This window comes from Salinimicrobium xinjiangense DSM 19287 (genome assembly GCF_000423585.1).
GTDB lineage: Bacteria > Bacteroidota > Bacteroidia > Flavobacteriales > Flavobacteriaceae > Salinimicrobium > Salinimicrobium xinjiangense.
This window is the reverse complement of sequence record NZ_AUIG01000001.1, coordinates 441,904-456,854: the sequence shown is the minus strand read 5'-3', so window position 1 is coordinate 456,854 and position 14,951 is coordinate 441,904. Positions and strand designations below refer to the sequence as shown.

General features: G+C 40.4%; 12 protein-coding genes. 6 read left to right on the top strand and 6 right to left on the bottom strand.

Going from position 1 to position 14,951, the window contains the following annotated elements; translation table 11 throughout:
• Positions 1-32: 32 nt before the first annotated feature.
• Positions 33-464 carry an RrF2 family transcriptional regulator gene (locus G564_RS0102105; RefSeq protein WP_029036200.1) on the top strand — a complete coding sequence of 144 codons (432 nt, stop codon included), beginning with the start codon at positions 33-35 and terminating at the stop codon, positions 462-464.
• Positions 465-499: 35 nt separating this feature from the next.
• Here the strand turns inward: G564_RS0102105 and G564_RS0102100 are convergent, their stop codons facing one another.
• The 5 genes from G564_RS0102100 to G564_RS0102080 form a co-directional block, all read right to left on the bottom strand.
• Entirely contained in the window at positions 500-1,684 is a 1,185-nt protein-coding gene (locus G564_RS0102100) for an acetate/propionate family kinase (protein ID WP_029036199.1), read from the bottom strand.
• Positions 1,685-1,782: 98 nt separating this feature from the next.
• Positions 1,783-3,876: a phosphate acetyltransferase gene (gene pta, locus G564_RS0102095; protein ID WP_029036198.1), complete on the bottom strand. Its 2,094-nt coding sequence runs from the start codon at positions 3,874-3,876 to the stop codon at positions 1,783-1,785.
• A gap of 209 nt (positions 3,877-4,085) precedes the next feature.
• The gene (gene nhaA, locus G564_RS18345) at positions 4,086-5,492 is read right to left on the bottom strand and encodes a Na+/H+ antiporter NhaA (RefSeq protein WP_037373266.1); all 1,407 of its coding nucleotides are present in this window, start codon (positions 5,490-5,492) and stop codon (positions 4,086-4,088) included.
• Between the two features lie 246 nt (positions 5,493-5,738).
• Positions 5,739-6,401, bottom strand: a complete 663-nt coding sequence (locus tag G564_RS0102085; RefSeq protein ID WP_029036197.1) for a thioredoxin family protein — start codon at positions 6,399-6,401, stop codon at positions 5,739-5,741.
• Positions 6,402-6,403: 2 nt separating this feature from the next.
• Positions 6,404-6,955 carry a TlpA family protein disulfide reductase gene (locus G564_RS0102080; RefSeq protein ID WP_037373265.1) on the bottom strand — a complete coding sequence of 184 codons (552 nt, stop codon included), beginning with the start codon at positions 6,953-6,955 and terminating at the stop codon, positions 6,404-6,406.
• A 124-nt stretch (positions 6,956-7,079) separates the two neighbouring features.
• Here G564_RS0102080 and G564_RS0102075 point away from each other — a divergent pair, with 124 nt between their 5' ends.
• Complete coding sequence (locus G564_RS0102075) at positions 7,080-7,814, top strand: class I SAM-dependent methyltransferase (RefSeq protein WP_029036195.1); 735 nt, start codon at positions 7,080-7,082, stop codon at positions 7,812-7,814.
• 95 nt (positions 7,815-7,909) lie between these two features.
• On the opposite strand, the gene G564_RS0102070 is transcribed toward G564_RS0102075, so the two are convergent.
• Entirely contained in the window at positions 7,910-8,302 is a 393-nt protein-coding gene (locus tag G564_RS0102070; RefSeq protein WP_029036194.1) for a hypothetical protein, read from the bottom strand.
• A 170-nt stretch (positions 8,303-8,472) separates the two neighbouring features.
• Here G564_RS0102070 and ychF point away from each other — a divergent pair, with 170 nt between their 5' ends.
• The 4 genes from ychF (at position 8,473) to G564_RS0102050 (ending at position 14,951) form a co-directional block, all read left to right on the top strand.
• Positions 8,473-9,567, top strand: a complete 1,095-nt coding sequence (ychF, locus tag G564_RS0102065) for a redox-regulated ATPase YchF (protein WP_029036193.1) — start codon at positions 8,473-8,475, stop codon at positions 9,565-9,567.
• A 359-nt stretch (positions 9,568-9,926) separates the two neighbouring features.
• Positions 9,927-11,780, top strand: coding sequence for a DNA topoisomerase IV subunit B (locus tag G564_RS0102060; protein WP_029036192.1), 1,854 nt, complete (start codon positions 9,927-9,929; stop codon positions 11,778-11,780).
• A 3-nt stretch (positions 11,781-11,783) separates the two neighbouring features.
• Entirely contained in the window at positions 11,784-12,266 is a 483-nt protein-coding gene (locus G564_RS0102055) for a hypothetical protein (RefSeq protein ID WP_029036191.1), read from the top strand.
• Positions 12,267-14,951 carry a DNA gyrase/topoisomerase IV subunit A gene (locus G564_RS0102050; RefSeq protein ID WP_029036190.1) on the top strand — a complete coding sequence of 895 codons (2,685 nt, stop codon included), beginning with the start codon at positions 12,267-12,269 and terminating at the stop codon, positions 14,949-14,951. It abuts the gene before it with no gap.

Sequence of the window (14,951 nt, the reverse complement as noted above, 5' to 3'; positions counted from 1 at the left end):
ATAAATCATGAAACCACAAATTAAATCAGTTCATGTTATCAAGCTCCAGTAAATATGCTGTGAATGCCGTGCTGTATCTCGCAGTACATTCCAGTAAGACAAATAAAATAAGGGCAAAGGAAATTGCAGAAGCAATAAAGCTACCATCACCATTTTTAGCCAAACTATTACAAACCCTATCAAGGGAAAACATTATTTCCTCATCTAAAGGGCCCACCGGTGGTTTTTATGTTACCCCCGAAGCCCAGAAGATGCCACTTTTGGCAGTAGTAAAACTTATCGATGGTACAGACAGGCTGGATGAGTGTGTGTTGGGGTTAAAAGAGTGTAGCTCAGAAAAACCCTGTCCTGTACATTTTTCTGTACAACCTTTAAAATACAAATTTCGAAAGGAGCTCGAGGAGAATAGTATTGCAAGCTTTGCTGAGAAAGTAAGAAGCGGGGAAACCTATTTATTTGTATAGGTAACCCCGCTCAAAGATGTCATTTTTGAAGCCGATTAAATCAAAGCCAGTGTTTGCTTAGCGATCTCCAATTCTTCATTTGTTGGGATCACAAGAACTTTTACGGCTGAGTCCTTTTTGGAAATAGCTCTTATCTCCTTAGATCTCAGACTGTTCTTTTCTTCATCAAGAGAAATCCCCAAATAGGTCATATCTCTACAAACCATTCTGCGAATTACGTCAGAGTTTTCCCCAATCCCGGCGGTAAACACGACTGCATCAAGCCCATCCATTGCGGCTGCGTACGCTCCAATATATTTTTTGATACGGTAAGCATTCATCTCAAGAGCTAACTGGCATTCTGAATTGCCTTTTTCGGCCTGCTCCTCAATGTCGCGAAGATCACTGTAGCCGGTGAGACCAATCATTCCGCTTTTATGATGAAGAAGATCACTAACTTCCTTTGCAGTATATCCAAGCTGTTCGATCATATAAAATATGACAGACTGATCAATATCTCCGCTTCGGGTGCCCATGATAAGTCCGTTTACGGGACCGAATCCTAAGGTGTGATCTATGCTGTGGCCATTTTTTACTGCCGTCATGCTACAGCCGTTTCCAAGGTGGATGCTGACAATCCTGGAATCCTGTTTTCCGAGGAATTCATTTGCCTTTTCAGAAACATATTTATGGCTGGTACCATGAAAACCATAAACACGAATATGCTCTTTCTCATAGAATTCATTCGGAATGGCATATCTGTTAGCACGTGATGGAATGCTTTGGTGAAAGGCAGTATCGAAAACTGCTACCTGCAGGGCATCGGGAAATATCTCCTCGGCCACTTCAATTCCTTTCAGGTTTGGAGGATTGTGCAGGGGCGCGAGCGAGAATAGCTCCCGGATCTTAGCCTTTACATTTTCGTCTATAACTATGGTATTTGAAAAACTCGCACCTCCATGCACCACACGGTGTCCTATTGCAGGAATTTCGGCAGGATCTTTAATTACCCCGTAATCTTTGTGCATAAGATGTTTTGTAACCTCCTTTAATGCTACCGAATGATCTTTGATCTCAATCTCTTCGGAAGTATTGAAAGCTTCAGATTTATAGTGAATTTTTCCTGAAGCCTGTCCTATGCGTTCCACCAGTCCCGAAGCCATTACTTTTTCTGAAGGCATTTCGATAAGCTGAAACTTCAAAGAAGAGCTTCCGGAGTTTATTATTAAAATATTTTTCATTTTGTAGTAGTGAGTATTTAGTATTGAGAAATGAGAATATTCAAATTCTGTTTCTCTTTTTTCTTAAACCTTAAACCTTAAACCTTAAACCTTAAACCTTAAAGCCCCTGTGCCTGTATTGCAGTTAAAATTACCGTATTGAATACATCATCCACGGTACATCCCCGACTTAGATCGTTCACTGGTTTATTAAGTCCCTGGAGCATTGGGCCAATGGCCAGGGCTCCTGTTTCTCTTTGTACCGCTTTGTAGGTGTTATTCCCGGTATTAAGGTCGGGGAAAATAAGTACACTGGCCTGTCCGGCAACTTCAGATCCGGGTAATTTGCTTTTTCCGACATTCAGGTCAACTGCAGCATCGTATTGGATTGGTCCCTCGATCTTTAGATCGGGACGTTTGGTCTTCACGATTTCTGTAGCCTCCCGTACCCTGTCAACATCCTCGCCTTTTCCTGAACTTCCGGAAGAGTAGGAGAGCATGGCAATCTTTGGCTCAATTCCAAAGGCCTTGCTGCTTTCGGCAGAAGAAATACAGATCTCCGCAAGTTCCTCGGCTGTAGGGTTAGGATTAATTGCACAATCTCCAAAGACGGATACTCTGTCTTCAAGACACATAAAGAAGACCGAAGAAACTACAGATACTCCGGGTTTGGTCTTAATAAATTGCAGAGCAGGTCTAATTGTATGTTGGGTAGTATGAGCTGCTCCCGATACCATTCCATCTGCATGTCCTTTATGGATCATCATGGTACCGTAGTAGGATACATCACTCATAAGATCCCGCGCGATGTCCATATTAACATTCTTATGTTTCCGCAATTCATAGAAAGTTTTGACATAATCATCAAAATGTTCTGAGGTGGTAGGGTTGATTATCCTTAGTTTGGAAAAATCCATGGGAAGTGCAAGATTCATGATCATTTTCCTGATCTCTTCTTCATCTCCCAATATGGTAAGATCAACGATATCCATGGCAATAAGACGGGAAGCCGCTGTGAGTATTCGCTCATCTGTACCTTCGGGTAAAACGATATGTTTACGTTGCTGCTGAGCACGTTTTACCAGGCTGTACTGGAACATACGTGGCGTGAGCCCTGTAGGCTTAAGTCCCGCAAATCTTTCAATTAAAGGATCAATATTGATGTATTTCTCAAAGGTGCTAATGGAAGTTTCGATCTTTTGAGTACTATCGGCATAAATATTTGAGTTTATCGCTCCCACTTTATTGGTCACCTGGAAGGTTCCTTCTTCAACAGAAATTATTGGAACCACCTGGGAAAGACCTTCTATTAGTTTGATGATCGAATCTTCAGGGATCAATCCTCCTGTTAAAATGATTCCCGAAATGCGGGGATAATTACTTGAAATGTGTGCCTGCAGAGCACCCAGGATGATATCTGCCCTGTCCCCGGGAGTGATCACAAGGCTTTCATTCTTCAAGTGTTTTAGGTAATTGCGTAATTGCATTGCCCCTACGTTAAAGCTACCCGATTGATTATCGAGAAATTCTTCTCCAAACAAGACTTTACCATTAAGCTCTTCTACGATCTCCTTGAGCGTTGGATTTGCCAGGGTATCAATTAGAGGTAGTGCAAAAACTGCAACATCATCGGGGAGAAACTCTCTCATCCCATTGGTAGCTATGGTAAGGTTATCAAGCTCGATCTTGTTACTCACCATAGCTATAACCCGTACATCCTTTTTAATAAAGGTTTGATAGGCCATTTGTAGGCTGCCCATTAGACCTTCCTTGGTCTTACCACGGCCACTGGCAATGATTATAACCGGTAGCCCCAGGTTTTTTGCAATGTTCACATTTTCATCGAATTCAAACACACTTCCTTCTCCCGAAAAATCACTGCCTTCCACCAAAACCAGGTCAAAATCCTCTTCCAGTTTCTTGTATTTCCGAATGATGGTATCTATGATTTCTCCCGATTTTCCTTCGTTGCGTTTTTGAATTACTTCGCTTCTTGTGTAGGCATAGGAATCTTCATAGGACATGGGAAGTTCAAAATACTTAAGCACAGTATCAATATGATTATCCCTGTTCCCCGGTTTTTCTTCATTTATAATGGGCCTGAAATAGCCTACTTTTACAGTTTTTCCCAGCAACGCTCTCATAAGCCCGAGGGAGATCAGGGATTTCCCGCTGTTAGGCTCTAAAGTCGCAATATACAGTCCTCTCTTCATAGTGTTTTAAATTCTGATGCAAAAGTAAGGCTTATTCAAAACCTGAACCGGTACCGGAGATTAAAAAGTTGTGAAAAATGACTAAAATCAGCTGAAGCAGGACGATTTTGTCTTTAAAATTTAGTGCAGAAAAAATACCCTCTAGATTTGTGATTTTAGAGAGGTGAATATTGCTAAGTCATAACTAACTGTTCTGATTAGAAAAAATGTTATTGTAAGATCTTAAATCTTTGCTTTGGCCCTTCTTTTGAAGTCACAACTTTTGCCACACTTTTCTTTTTCTTCTTTTTTACATTAGAATTGCTAATCCATTTGAGATAAGCGTAACCAATGATTCCGGCTAACAGAGAAGCAGACAGAATTCCAATTTTTGCCTGTACCAGGAATTCTTCATTAACGAAAGCGAGTTCGGTAATAAACAAACTCATAGTAAATCCTATGGCAGCGAGAAATCCCACTCCATAAATATGTTTCCATTCCACTCCTTTTGGAAGTGAAGAAATCTTGAGAGCTACCATAAGTTTTGTAAAAATTACGACTCCAAAGAATTTTCCGAAAATCAGTCCCATGACGATACCAATGGTAACAGGGCTTAAAAAGAAGCCAAAGGATTCCGAATCAATGGTTACACCTGCATTGGCAAAGGCGAATAAGGGCAAGACTACAAAACTTACAAAAGGATAAAGTGCATGTTCCAGGCGTTGCAGGGGAGGGGTGGCATCCTTGGTGAGCGACGTGAATTTTTCAATGGTATTTGTAATGGACTCTTCCCGGTGTTCTTCTTTTATATCAGGTTCTTTTTGTAAAGATTTTATACTGTAGGATAATAACCTCACCTTTCGCAGGAAGAGAGAGGTATTGATCTTTTTGCTGGTGGGAATGGCAAAGGCAGCAAGTACGGCTGCAATGGTGGCATGAACTCCCGATAGTAAAATGGCCAGCCAGAGACCGCCAATTCCCATTATCGCATAAAAGGCGGTATGGCGTATGCCAATTCTGTTAGCTGTTATAAGGATCAGAAAGAAGACGGTAGCAATAGCCAGACTTATAAAAGAAAGATCTGAAGTGTAAAACAGGGCGATCACGATCACAGCCCCCAGGTCATCAACGATAGCTATGGCTGTAAGAAAAACTTTTAAACTAAGAGGAACCCGATCTCCCAGTAAGTACAGGATTCCCAGTGCAAAGGCAATATCTGTAGCCATGGGTATTCCCCAACCCGATATGGAATCCAGTCCGCTATTAAAATAAAAATAAATGAGGGCAGGCAGCAGCATTCCGCCCACAGCGGCAGCTATTGGGAGCAGGGATTTTCTTAAGCTCGACAATTCCCCCTGCATGATCTCCCGTTTTAGTTCGAGCCCTACCAGGAAAAAGAACATCGACATGAGGCCATCATTGATCCAGTGCAGGAGATTTTTCCTTATCACCATATCATTGATACCAATATGGATATACTGCTTCCAGAAATTGTGATAAGCTTCTGCCAGTGGAGAATTAGCAAAGATCATCGCAAGTACGGCAGAAAAAATTAGAAGGAGGCCTACAGAGGTCTGCTTCTCAATAAAGCCCTTTATTGGTAATAACAGGTAGAGATCAAGACTTGATTTTTTCATAAAGCTAAGATTCCGCAGTTTTGTTAAAGATGTTTGCGGCTCCAACAGATGAAGTTATTTATTTTACCTCTACCGGGATATGATCAATATCAGTAAGCTTTCATTTTCCCCAATTCCTATAGCATATTAACGAAAAGTCAAAAAATAGAGATTAAGGGAGATTATACTGATCTTAAATGAATTGTAAAATCAAGGAAGCCCTGTATCATTCAACACAAGGCTTCGTTCTTAGTCTTTGTCAAAAAACTATTGCTTTACGCTGCAGCCAATAGCTTTGGTTTCTTTAAGGCTAACTTCCTTACCTGCTAACAATTCGTTTACGGCGTTAGCTGCGAAACGGACTTTTACAGCATCGGCATTCCGTACGTTGTCGTCAATAGCGCCTATATATTTTACCACATTTTTACCCTTTTGTTTCTGAAGCACATAAACATGAGGTGTTTTTGTGGCGCCGTATTTCGCATATATTGTTTGGCTTTCATCATAAAGATAGGGAAAAGTGAATCCCGCTTTTTCGGCTTTTTGCTGCATCAGTTCAAAAGTATCATCTGGTTGAACTTTGGGATTATTAGGGTTTATTGCAATGACCGGATAACCTTTCTTTTTAAATTCCCTGTCCAGCGCTACAATTCGCTCTTCACTTGCAACAGCAAACGGACAGGTGTTACAGGTGAAAATTACAATAAAACCTTTAGCGTCAGGATAGTCTGAAAGGGAAACCATTTTCCCGTCAACATTCTTCAGCTTAAAGTTAGTGGCTTCATCCCCAATGTTGTAACCGGTGGTAGCATTCATTTTAGCTTCTGCAAGAGGGGCCGTTATTTGCCCGTTAGCAGCGTTTTCTTTAAAACTGCTTAGAAAAAGGGCAGCAACAAGAGACATTACAGATAAAAAGATCTTTGTTTTCATAGTTATAGAATAGTTGTAAGTTCTTTATTCAGTTCTTCATAAGTAAAAGAACCTTCGAAAAATCTCAGTTCCTTACTGTTATATATAATTGTGGCAGGAATAGCGCCACTCCATTCTTCTGAAACCTTTGGGATCCAGGAGTTAGCATCGGGATCATCCAGCAATACCACCTTACTTTGCAGATCAAATTTTTTCACGAAAGGAATTACCTGATTTTGTAACTTATCGGGAAAATCCAGACTGGCCAAAACAACCTTTACTTTCCGGTCTTTGTATTGTTCATTTACTTTTTCAAAAACCGGTAATTCCTTTACACAGGGTTTACACCAGGTAGCCCAAAAGTTAATAATATAAGTGGTGTCGTTTTTTTGCTGAAGGTACTTTGTGTTGAATTCCTCAAAATTAACAGTAGGAATAAAAGCAGAAGATGTTGATTCCTTTTGTTGTACAATTTGAGATTCTATTTCCTGCGAAGCAGTTTCAGGTCCTTTTCCCTTCCCATTGTCTGCACAGGAAAGGCATAAGCCAAGCACGAGGATCATTAGTTTCTTCATCCTTAAAAATATTAATTGTGTTGGATCTTTAGAAGATTTAAACGTTTATTTTAATGAAAATATAAAAACACGATAAGGCCGAGGGTAATTTTTTTTATTTTTTGACTAACTGTTAAACAATGATATGAAAGATTTATTCTCTTCACATTCCGTTGATTATTCCCGCTATCGACCCACATATCCGGCAGAACTTTTCAATTTTTTACAAAGGCTCTGTGAATCTCATGAAAGAGCCTGGGATTGTGGCACGGGAAACGGACAGGTGGCAGGAGAGCTAGCAAGTATTTTTGAGCAGGTTTGTGCGACCGATATTAGTATTAAGCAGCTGTCACAGGCGGTTCAAAAGCCCAACATTAAATACACCAGGCAAAGGGCGGAGAGCACCAGCTTTCCCGATGATCATTTTAATTTAGTGACGATAGGACAGGCAGCACATTGGTTTGATCTTGATGCTTTTTATTCTGAAGTAAAGAGAGTTCTAAAAAAGGATGCTGTAATTGCCATTTTTGGATATGCACTTTTCAGAAGTAATACCGAAACAAATGAAGTTATCGACCATTTTTATAATAAAATTGTGGGGCCTTACTGGCAACCGGAAAGACGGTACCTGGAAGAAAATTATCAGACGATCCCCTTTCGGTTTAAAGAAATACCGATACCACAATTCCATCTGAGGCAGCAATGGAGTTTTGAGAGGTTAATTGGTTATCTTAATACCTGGTCTGCAGTAAAAAGTTATGAGCAGGAAAACAATGAGAATCCGGTGGAGTTAATCCGCAATGAACTATACAGGAGTTTTGGGGATATTGAGTCTGTCGACTTTACAATTATAGGACGTATAGGAAGAAATAATGTTTGAAATTCTATTTCCAGATGTAAAAGAAAAGGCGTTTTCAGGATTGTTCCTCAAACGCCTTTTCGTGGTGTAGGGTAAAACCTTTTTGATAAAAACACCTACTCCTTTAAACCTAAACGGTTTCTTTTGTTTTGTCTCTTAAAATGCTCTTCAAGCACCTTATCTGTTGTGGGATCGTAGCGTAAGGTTTTAAAGTTTCCGAGGGAATCAAATCGTCCAAAAGAAACTTCATCACTTGCAATTGAGGTCATTATAAAAAGACCATCGTCTGTGGTTTTTCGCAGTGTACCGAAATCCACCTCTTCCTTGTTATCTAATTTTTTTATTTTAATATTATTGAGTTCTGGAGTGAAGGTATAGATGTCTTCACTTAACTCATAAGTCTCGGGCCCGGTGAGCACGTAAAGTTCAGCTTTAGGGTCAGCTGTCGCCTGCTGTGCATTGCTTATCCCAAAAAGCAGGAAAAATGCTGCAATTACAATTGATTTCAAACTTCATATAATTTAGATTCATAAAATTAAAGTAGCGCAGAAAGAAAGGCTGATAATGCTACGTTAAAATTCTGCTGCTGCTCCGTTAATACTCCGGAATTTTTACAGGCACCAAATTCAATCCTTATACCTATATTTGCAGCCGCTAAAAAAGCATCAAAATATTTTATATGAAAGCCGGAATTGTAGGATTACCCAACGTAGGAAAATCAACCTTATTCAATTGTCTCTCAAATGCAAAAGCCCAGAGCGCCAATTTTCCTTTCTGTACTATTGAACCTAATATAGGAGTGGTCAATGTGCCGGACAAGCGTCTTGAAAAGCTGGAGTCACTGGTGAATCCCGAAAGAGTAATGCCGGCCACTGTGGAAATCGTGGACATCGCAGGTTTGGTAAAAGGTGCCAGTAAAGGAGAAGGACTTGGAAACCAATTCCTCGGAAATATTCGGGAAACTGATGCCATTCTTCATGTTTTAAGGTGTTTTGAGAATGATAATATCGTTCACGTTGATGGAAATATCAATCCCGTTAGAGACAAGGAAACCATTGATATGGAATTGCAGCTGAAGGATCTGGAAACAGCAGAAAAAAAGCTGGAGAAGGTGAAACGTGCAGCCAAGACCGGAAATAAAGAAGCTCAGAAAGAAGAAGCCGCTTTACTGAAGGTTAAGAAAGGGCTTGAAGCAGGAAAATCTGTAAGAGCTATAGAATTGACGCAGGAGGAAAGAGCTGAATTCATAAAACCTTTACAGTTCATTACAGACAAGCCTGTTATGTATGTATGTAATGTGAATGAGGAAGATGCAGTCTCGGGAAATGAATATGTGGATAGAATAAAGGAAGCTGTGAAGGACGAAGGTGCAGAGGTACTTGTTCTTGCTGTTGGAACAGAAGCCGATATTACTGAACTGGAAGATTACGAGGAGCGTCAAATGTTCCTTCAGGATATAGGATTGGATGAACCCGGTTCAGCAAAATTGATAAGAGGAGCATATCAGCTGTTGAATCTGCAGACGTATTTTACTGCAGGTGTAAAAGAAGTGAGAGCCTGGACTATTCCTATTGGTGCCACTGCACCTCAGGCCGCCGGAGTGATCCACACCGACTTTGAAAAAGGTTTTATACGCGCCGAAGTGATCGCCTATGACGATTACGTCTCATACGGAAGTGAAGCAAAAGTCAAAGAAGCCGGAAAAATGAAGGTTGAAGGGAAGGAATATGTTGTGAAGGACGGTGATGTGATGCATTTTAGGTTCAATGTATAGTATTGAGTTTTAAGTATTGAGTATTGAGATTTTTTTGGATTAGTCCTCACAGGTTTTGAAAACCTGTGAGGACTTTTTAGTTTTCGGGATCTTCATAAAAGCATAGCTTTCCAAAAATGGCATTTTTCGAGGAGAATTTTGAGTATTGAGAAATCCTGGTATTTTGTTTAGGAAAATCCACTACTTACCTTTAATAATTACCTTATTCAGAAATATTTTCAGCAATAGGTTATTTTGAATTTTGAACCTTAAATCTTGAATTCAGTAGTTGTGAAACATTTGTTAATTATTTTGTGACCGGAAGGTTTCAACTTTTTAGGGGAAAGCTTATATTAGCCACGAAACCGCAGGAGGCAGCTATGATTGAAGAAACAAAATACACCGAAGATAACATACGATCTTTAGACTGGAAGGAACATATTCGGATGCGTCCCGGGATGTATATTGGAAAACTTGGAGATGGTTCCAGTGCAGATGACGGGATCTATATTCTTCTTAAAGAGGTGATTGATAACTGTATCGATGAATTTGTCATGGGTGCAGGAAAGACCATTGAGATCTCCGTTCAGAATCAAAAAGTGATCGTAAGAGATTATGGCCGCGGAATTCCTTTAGGAAAGGTAGTGGACGTGGTTTCTAAAATGAATACGGGTGGAAAATATGATACCCGTGCATTCAAGAAATCTGTTGGACTAAACGGAGTTGGTACCAAGGCTGTAAATGCTTTGTCAAGCAACTTTAGGGTTGAATCAACGCGTGATGGCAGATCAAAGTCAGCCGAATTTGAGCAGGGGAATCTTATCAACGAAGAAGAACTGGAAGAGACTTCCAGGAGGAGAGGTACCAAGGTAACCTTTACTCCGGATGAGGTGATTTTTAAGCACTATAAATTCCGATCTGAGTATATCGAGAAAATGCTTAAGAACTACGTCTATCTCAATCCGGGACTGACGATAGTTTTTAACGGGGAGAAATTCTATTCAGAAAATGGTCTTGCCGATCTTCTTGCAGACAGTATAAAAGATGATGACAGGTTATATCCTATAATTCACCTGCGCGGACATGATATTGAAGTTGCTATAACCCACAGTAAAACCCAGTACAGCGAAGAATATCACTCGTTCGTGAACGGGCAGCACACTTCCCAGGGAGGAACACATTTAGCCGCTTTTAGAGAGGCTGTGGTTAAGACCCTAAGGGAATTCTACAACAAGAACTTTGAAGCAAGTGACGTTAGAAAATCAATAGTTTCGGCTATAAGCATCAAGGTTATGGAGCCGGTATTTGAAAGCCAGACTAAAACCAAACTTGGTTCTACAGATATGGGCGGGGATCTGCCAACGGTGAGAACCTACATTAATGATTTTCTAAAGACACAGCTGGACAATTACCTGCACAAGAATCCTGAAACAGCAGATTTGCTGCAAAGGAAGATCTTACAGGCAGAGCGGGAGCGTAAAGAGCTTTCGGGTATTAGGAAGCTGGCAAAAGACAGGGCTAAAAAAGCCAGTCTGCACAACAAAAAATTAAGAGACTGCCGTATTCACTTGGGAGACAGTAAGAAGGAGCGTTATCTGGAAAGTACACTATTCATAACCGAGGGAGATTCTGCGAGTGGATCGATCACCAAATCCCGGGATGTGAATACTCAGGCAGTATTTAGTTTAAAAGGGAAACCGCTTAACAGCTACGGTTTAAGTAAGAAGATCGTTTATGAGAATGAAGAGTTCAACCTGCTTCAGGCGGCGCTGAATATCGAAGAATCCATGGAAGATCTCCGGTATAACAATATTGTGATCGCTACAGATGCCGATGTTGATGGGATGCACATCAGGTTACTGCTAATTACTTTCTTTTTACAGTTCTTTCCGGAGTTGATAAAAGAAAATCATCTCTATATCCTGCAAACACCACTTTTCCGCGTTCGAAATAAAAGAGAGACCATCTACTGTTACAGCGAACAGGAGAGAAGGGATGCTGTTGCAAAGCTTTCAGGAAAACCAGAGATCACGCGATTTAAGGGTCTGGGGGAAATTTCACCCGATGAATTCAGACATTTCATTGGAGAAGATATTCGGCTGGATCCTGTAATGCTTGATAAGGATATGAGCATAGAAGAGATGCTAAGCTTCTACATGGGTAAAAATACGCCGGACAGGCAGGAGTTTATAATTGACAACCTGAAAGTGGAGCTGGATCTTATAGAAGAATAAAGTATGAAGTTCAATAACAGGAAGGAAACCGGAATCATTCCCTCAATTTATATAATTGTAGTGGCTGTATTTATTACCAATGCGTTTGCTTCTGTTGAACTTAAATATGATGATGTTCCCTTTAATTACAGTAGCTTAATTCCCAATATAATTGCATTGCTTGTGGGTATCTACATTTTTATTGTTGGAAAAACTTTTGAATTTGACAGCGATGGAGAAACCATAAACTTTAAAAGTAACGGGGTACTGGTTTCACAGTTCATGCATTATCGTGAACAAAGGACTGAAGTTCCCAAGTCAAAACTTAAAGATTTTAGAGTCGAAAATTACTTTTTTTACAAACGTCTGCATATTTACATCCATTCCAGGAACAGTAAAGGATACAGGCATTATAAATACAATATCACCTTTTTGACAGGCAAGAAAGTGAAGTCGTTAAAGATGTCACTGGCCAAAGTATTGGAAAAAAATAAAGCGAGGGCTTAAATGGAGAACGAGAATTTAAACGATCCGCAAGACGAGCAGTTTGAGCAGAGTGAGGAGATAAATTCAGAAAATCAGGAGGTACTTACCCGGGTGACCGGCATGTACAAGGACTGGTTCCTTGACTACGCTTCCTATGTTATTCTGGAAAGGGCAGTTCCCGCTCTTGAAGATGGTTTTAAACCTGTACAACGCCGTATCATGCATTCCATGAAGGATCTTGATGACGGGCGGTATAATAAGGTCGCCAATATCGTTGGGCATACCATGCAGTATCATCCTCACGGAGATGCGAGTATTGGAGATGCCATGGTGCAGGTGGGGCAGAAAGACCTGCTTATAGATACCCAGGGAAACTGGGGAAATATTCTTACCGGAGATGGTGCTGCTGCACCCAGATACATTGAAGCCCGGCTTTCAAAATTCGCTCTCGATGTTGTTTACAATCCTAAAATAACTGAATGGCAACTGTCATACGACGGACGGAAAAAGGAACCGGTAAATCTTCCGGTGATGTTTCCGCTTTTATTGGCCCAGGGTGCCGAAGGTATTGCTGTGGGATTAAGTACAAAAATACTGCCTCACAATTTTAACGAACTTATTGACGCCAGTATAAAGCATCTTCAGGGTAAGAAATTTAAGCTTTATCCCGATTTTATTACAGGTGGAATTGCAGATATCACCAACTACAATGATGGCATGAGGGGAGGCCGCGTAAGGGTACGGGCCAAAATTTCTCAGCTCGACAAAAATACGCTGGTAATAAGAGAAATACCTTTTAGCACCAACACTTCCACTTTGATTGATTCCATTCTTAAAGCAAATGATAAGGGTAAGATCAAGATCAAGAAAATTGAAGACAACACCTCAAGTGACGTAGAGATCGTAATTCACTTGCCGGGAAATATTTCACCCGATAAAACCATTGATGCTCTTTACGCATTCACCAATTGCGAGATATCTATTTCTCCTTTAGGATGTATTATTATTGACAACAAACCTGCTTTTTTAGGAGTTTCAGAAATCCTTAGAAGGTCTACAGATCACACGTTGAGTCTACTAAAAAGGGATCTTGAAGTGAAACTGGAAGAATTTCAGGAGCAATGGCATTTTGCCTCACTAGAGAGGATCTTTATTGAAAAAAGGATCTATCGGGATATAGAAGAGGAAGAAACCTGGGAGGGGGTGATAAGAGCGATCGATGACGGGTTAAAGCCTCATATTGCTCACCTGAAGCGTGCAGTGACCGAAGAGGACATTGTGCGGCTTACGGAAATAAGGATCAAAAGGATTTCGAAATTCGATCTTGAAAAGGCTCAGCAAAAAATTGAGGCTCTCGAAGGAGAGATCGCACAGATAAAGCATCATCTTGATCATCTCATAACCTATGCGGTAGCCTATTTTACCCGATTGAAAAAAGAATATGGAGCCGGCAAGGAACGAAAAACTGAACTCAGGTTATTTGATGATATTGAAGCTACGAAAGTTGTCATAAGAAATACAAGGCTGTATGTTAACCGGGTCGAAGGATTTGTGGGAACAGCGCTTAAAAAGGATGAGTATGTAACAGATTGTTCAGACATTGATGATGTGATCTGTTTTACCAGGGAGGGAAAGATGATGATTACTAAGGTGGATTCAAAGACTTTTATAGGAAAGGACATTATTCATGTTGCCATCTTTAAGAAAAAAGACCGCAGGACGATCTATAATCTTATTTATAAAGATGGAAAAGCCGGTGCATCCTATATCAAGCGATTTGCTGTAACCTCTGTAACAAGGGATAGAGAATACGACCTTACCCAGGGAAAGAAAGGATCTGAAATCTCCTATTTTTCAGCCAACCCTAACGGAGAGGCCGAAGTGGTGATGGTCTACCTGCGGCAGGTAGGCAGTATCAAAAAGCTGAAATTTGAGGTAGATTTTGCAGACATGGCCATTAAAGGAAGGGCTGTAAAAGGTAATATTGTTACAAAGTATCCTGTTAAAAAGATCGAGCTTAAGGAGGAAGGGGTTTCCACTCTCAAACCAAGAAGAATATGGTTTGATGACACCGTGAGAAGATTGAATGTAGATGAAAGAGGAGATCTCCTTGGAGAATTTAAAGGAGAAGACCGCCTCTTGATCATCACACAGAACGGAGTGGTGAAAACGATCAAACCGGAATTAACTACCCGCTTCGACGATGATATCATTGTGCTTGAAAAGTGGTCGCCAAAGAAACCTGTGTCGGCGATCTATTGGGAAGGGGAAAAAGAAAAGTTCTACGTTAAACGATTTATAATTGAAAATCCTGATAAGGAAGAGAATTTTATAGGAGAGCATCCCAAATCCTATCTGGAAGTAGTTTCCACAGATTATTTACCTGTGGCAGAAGTGGTATATGGTAAGACCAGGAATAAGGATCAGAAACCGAATGATGTCATAGAGGTTGAAGAATTTATTGCGATCAAGGGGATTAAGGCTCTTGGGAACCAGTTAACTTCAGAAAAAGTAAAACAGATAAATCTATTAGATCCAAAACCTTTTGTAGAGCCTGAAGAGACAGCTCCCGAAGATATGGAGGTGGTAGATGAAGAAGCTGTAGGAAACGAAGATTCCGCTGGCTCACCGAATTTTTCTGAGACAAAACTTCAAAAAAAGCCGGGTAAGACAGATGAAGCTCAGATCAAATTATTTGACGAATAA

What these genes read in the sequence shown, in the direction of transcription:
- ychF (WP_029036193.1), top strand. Translation starts at nt 8,473, where the DNA reads ATGAAAGCCGGAATTGTAGGATTACCCAACGTAGGAAAATCAACCTTA.
- G564_RS0102100 (WP_029036199.1), bottom strand. Translation starts at nt 1,684, where the DNA reads ATGAAAAATATTTTAATAATAAACTCCGGAAGCTCTTCTTTGAAGTTT.
- nhaA (WP_037373266.1), bottom strand. Translation starts at nt 5,492, where the DNA reads ATGAAAAAATCAAGTCTTGATCTCTACCTGTTATTACCAATAAAGGGC.
- G564_RS0102055 (WP_029036191.1), top strand. Translation starts at nt 11,784, where the DNA reads ATGAAGTTCAATAACAGGAAGGAAACCGGAATCATTCCCTCAATTTAT.
- G564_RS0102075 (WP_029036195.1), top strand. Translation starts at nt 7,080, where the DNA reads ATGAAAGATTTATTCTCTTCACATTCCGTTGATTATTCCCGCTATCGA.
- G564_RS0102085 (WP_029036197.1), bottom strand. Translation starts at nt 6,401, where the DNA reads ATGAAAACAAAGATCTTTTTATCTGTAATGTCTCTTGTTGCTGCCCTT.
- G564_RS0102050 (WP_029036190.1), top strand. Translation starts at nt 12,267, where the DNA reads ATGGAGAACGAGAATTTAAACGATCCGCAAGACGAGCAGTTTGAGCAG.
- G564_RS0102105 (WP_029036200.1), top strand. Translation starts at nt 33, where the DNA reads ATGTTATCAAGCTCCAGTAAATATGCTGTGAATGCCGTGCTGTATCTC.
- G564_RS0102060 (WP_029036192.1), top strand. Translation starts at nt 9,927, where the DNA reads ATGATTGAAGAAACAAAATACACCGAAGATAACATACGATCTTTAGAC.
- pta (WP_029036198.1), bottom strand. Translation starts at nt 3,876, where the DNA reads ATGAAGAGAGGACTGTATATTGCGACTTTAGAGCCTAACAGCGGGAAA.
- G564_RS0102080 (WP_037373265.1), bottom strand. Translation starts at nt 6,955, where the DNA reads ATGAAGAAACTAATGATCCTCGTGCTTGGCTTATGCCTTTCCTGTGCA.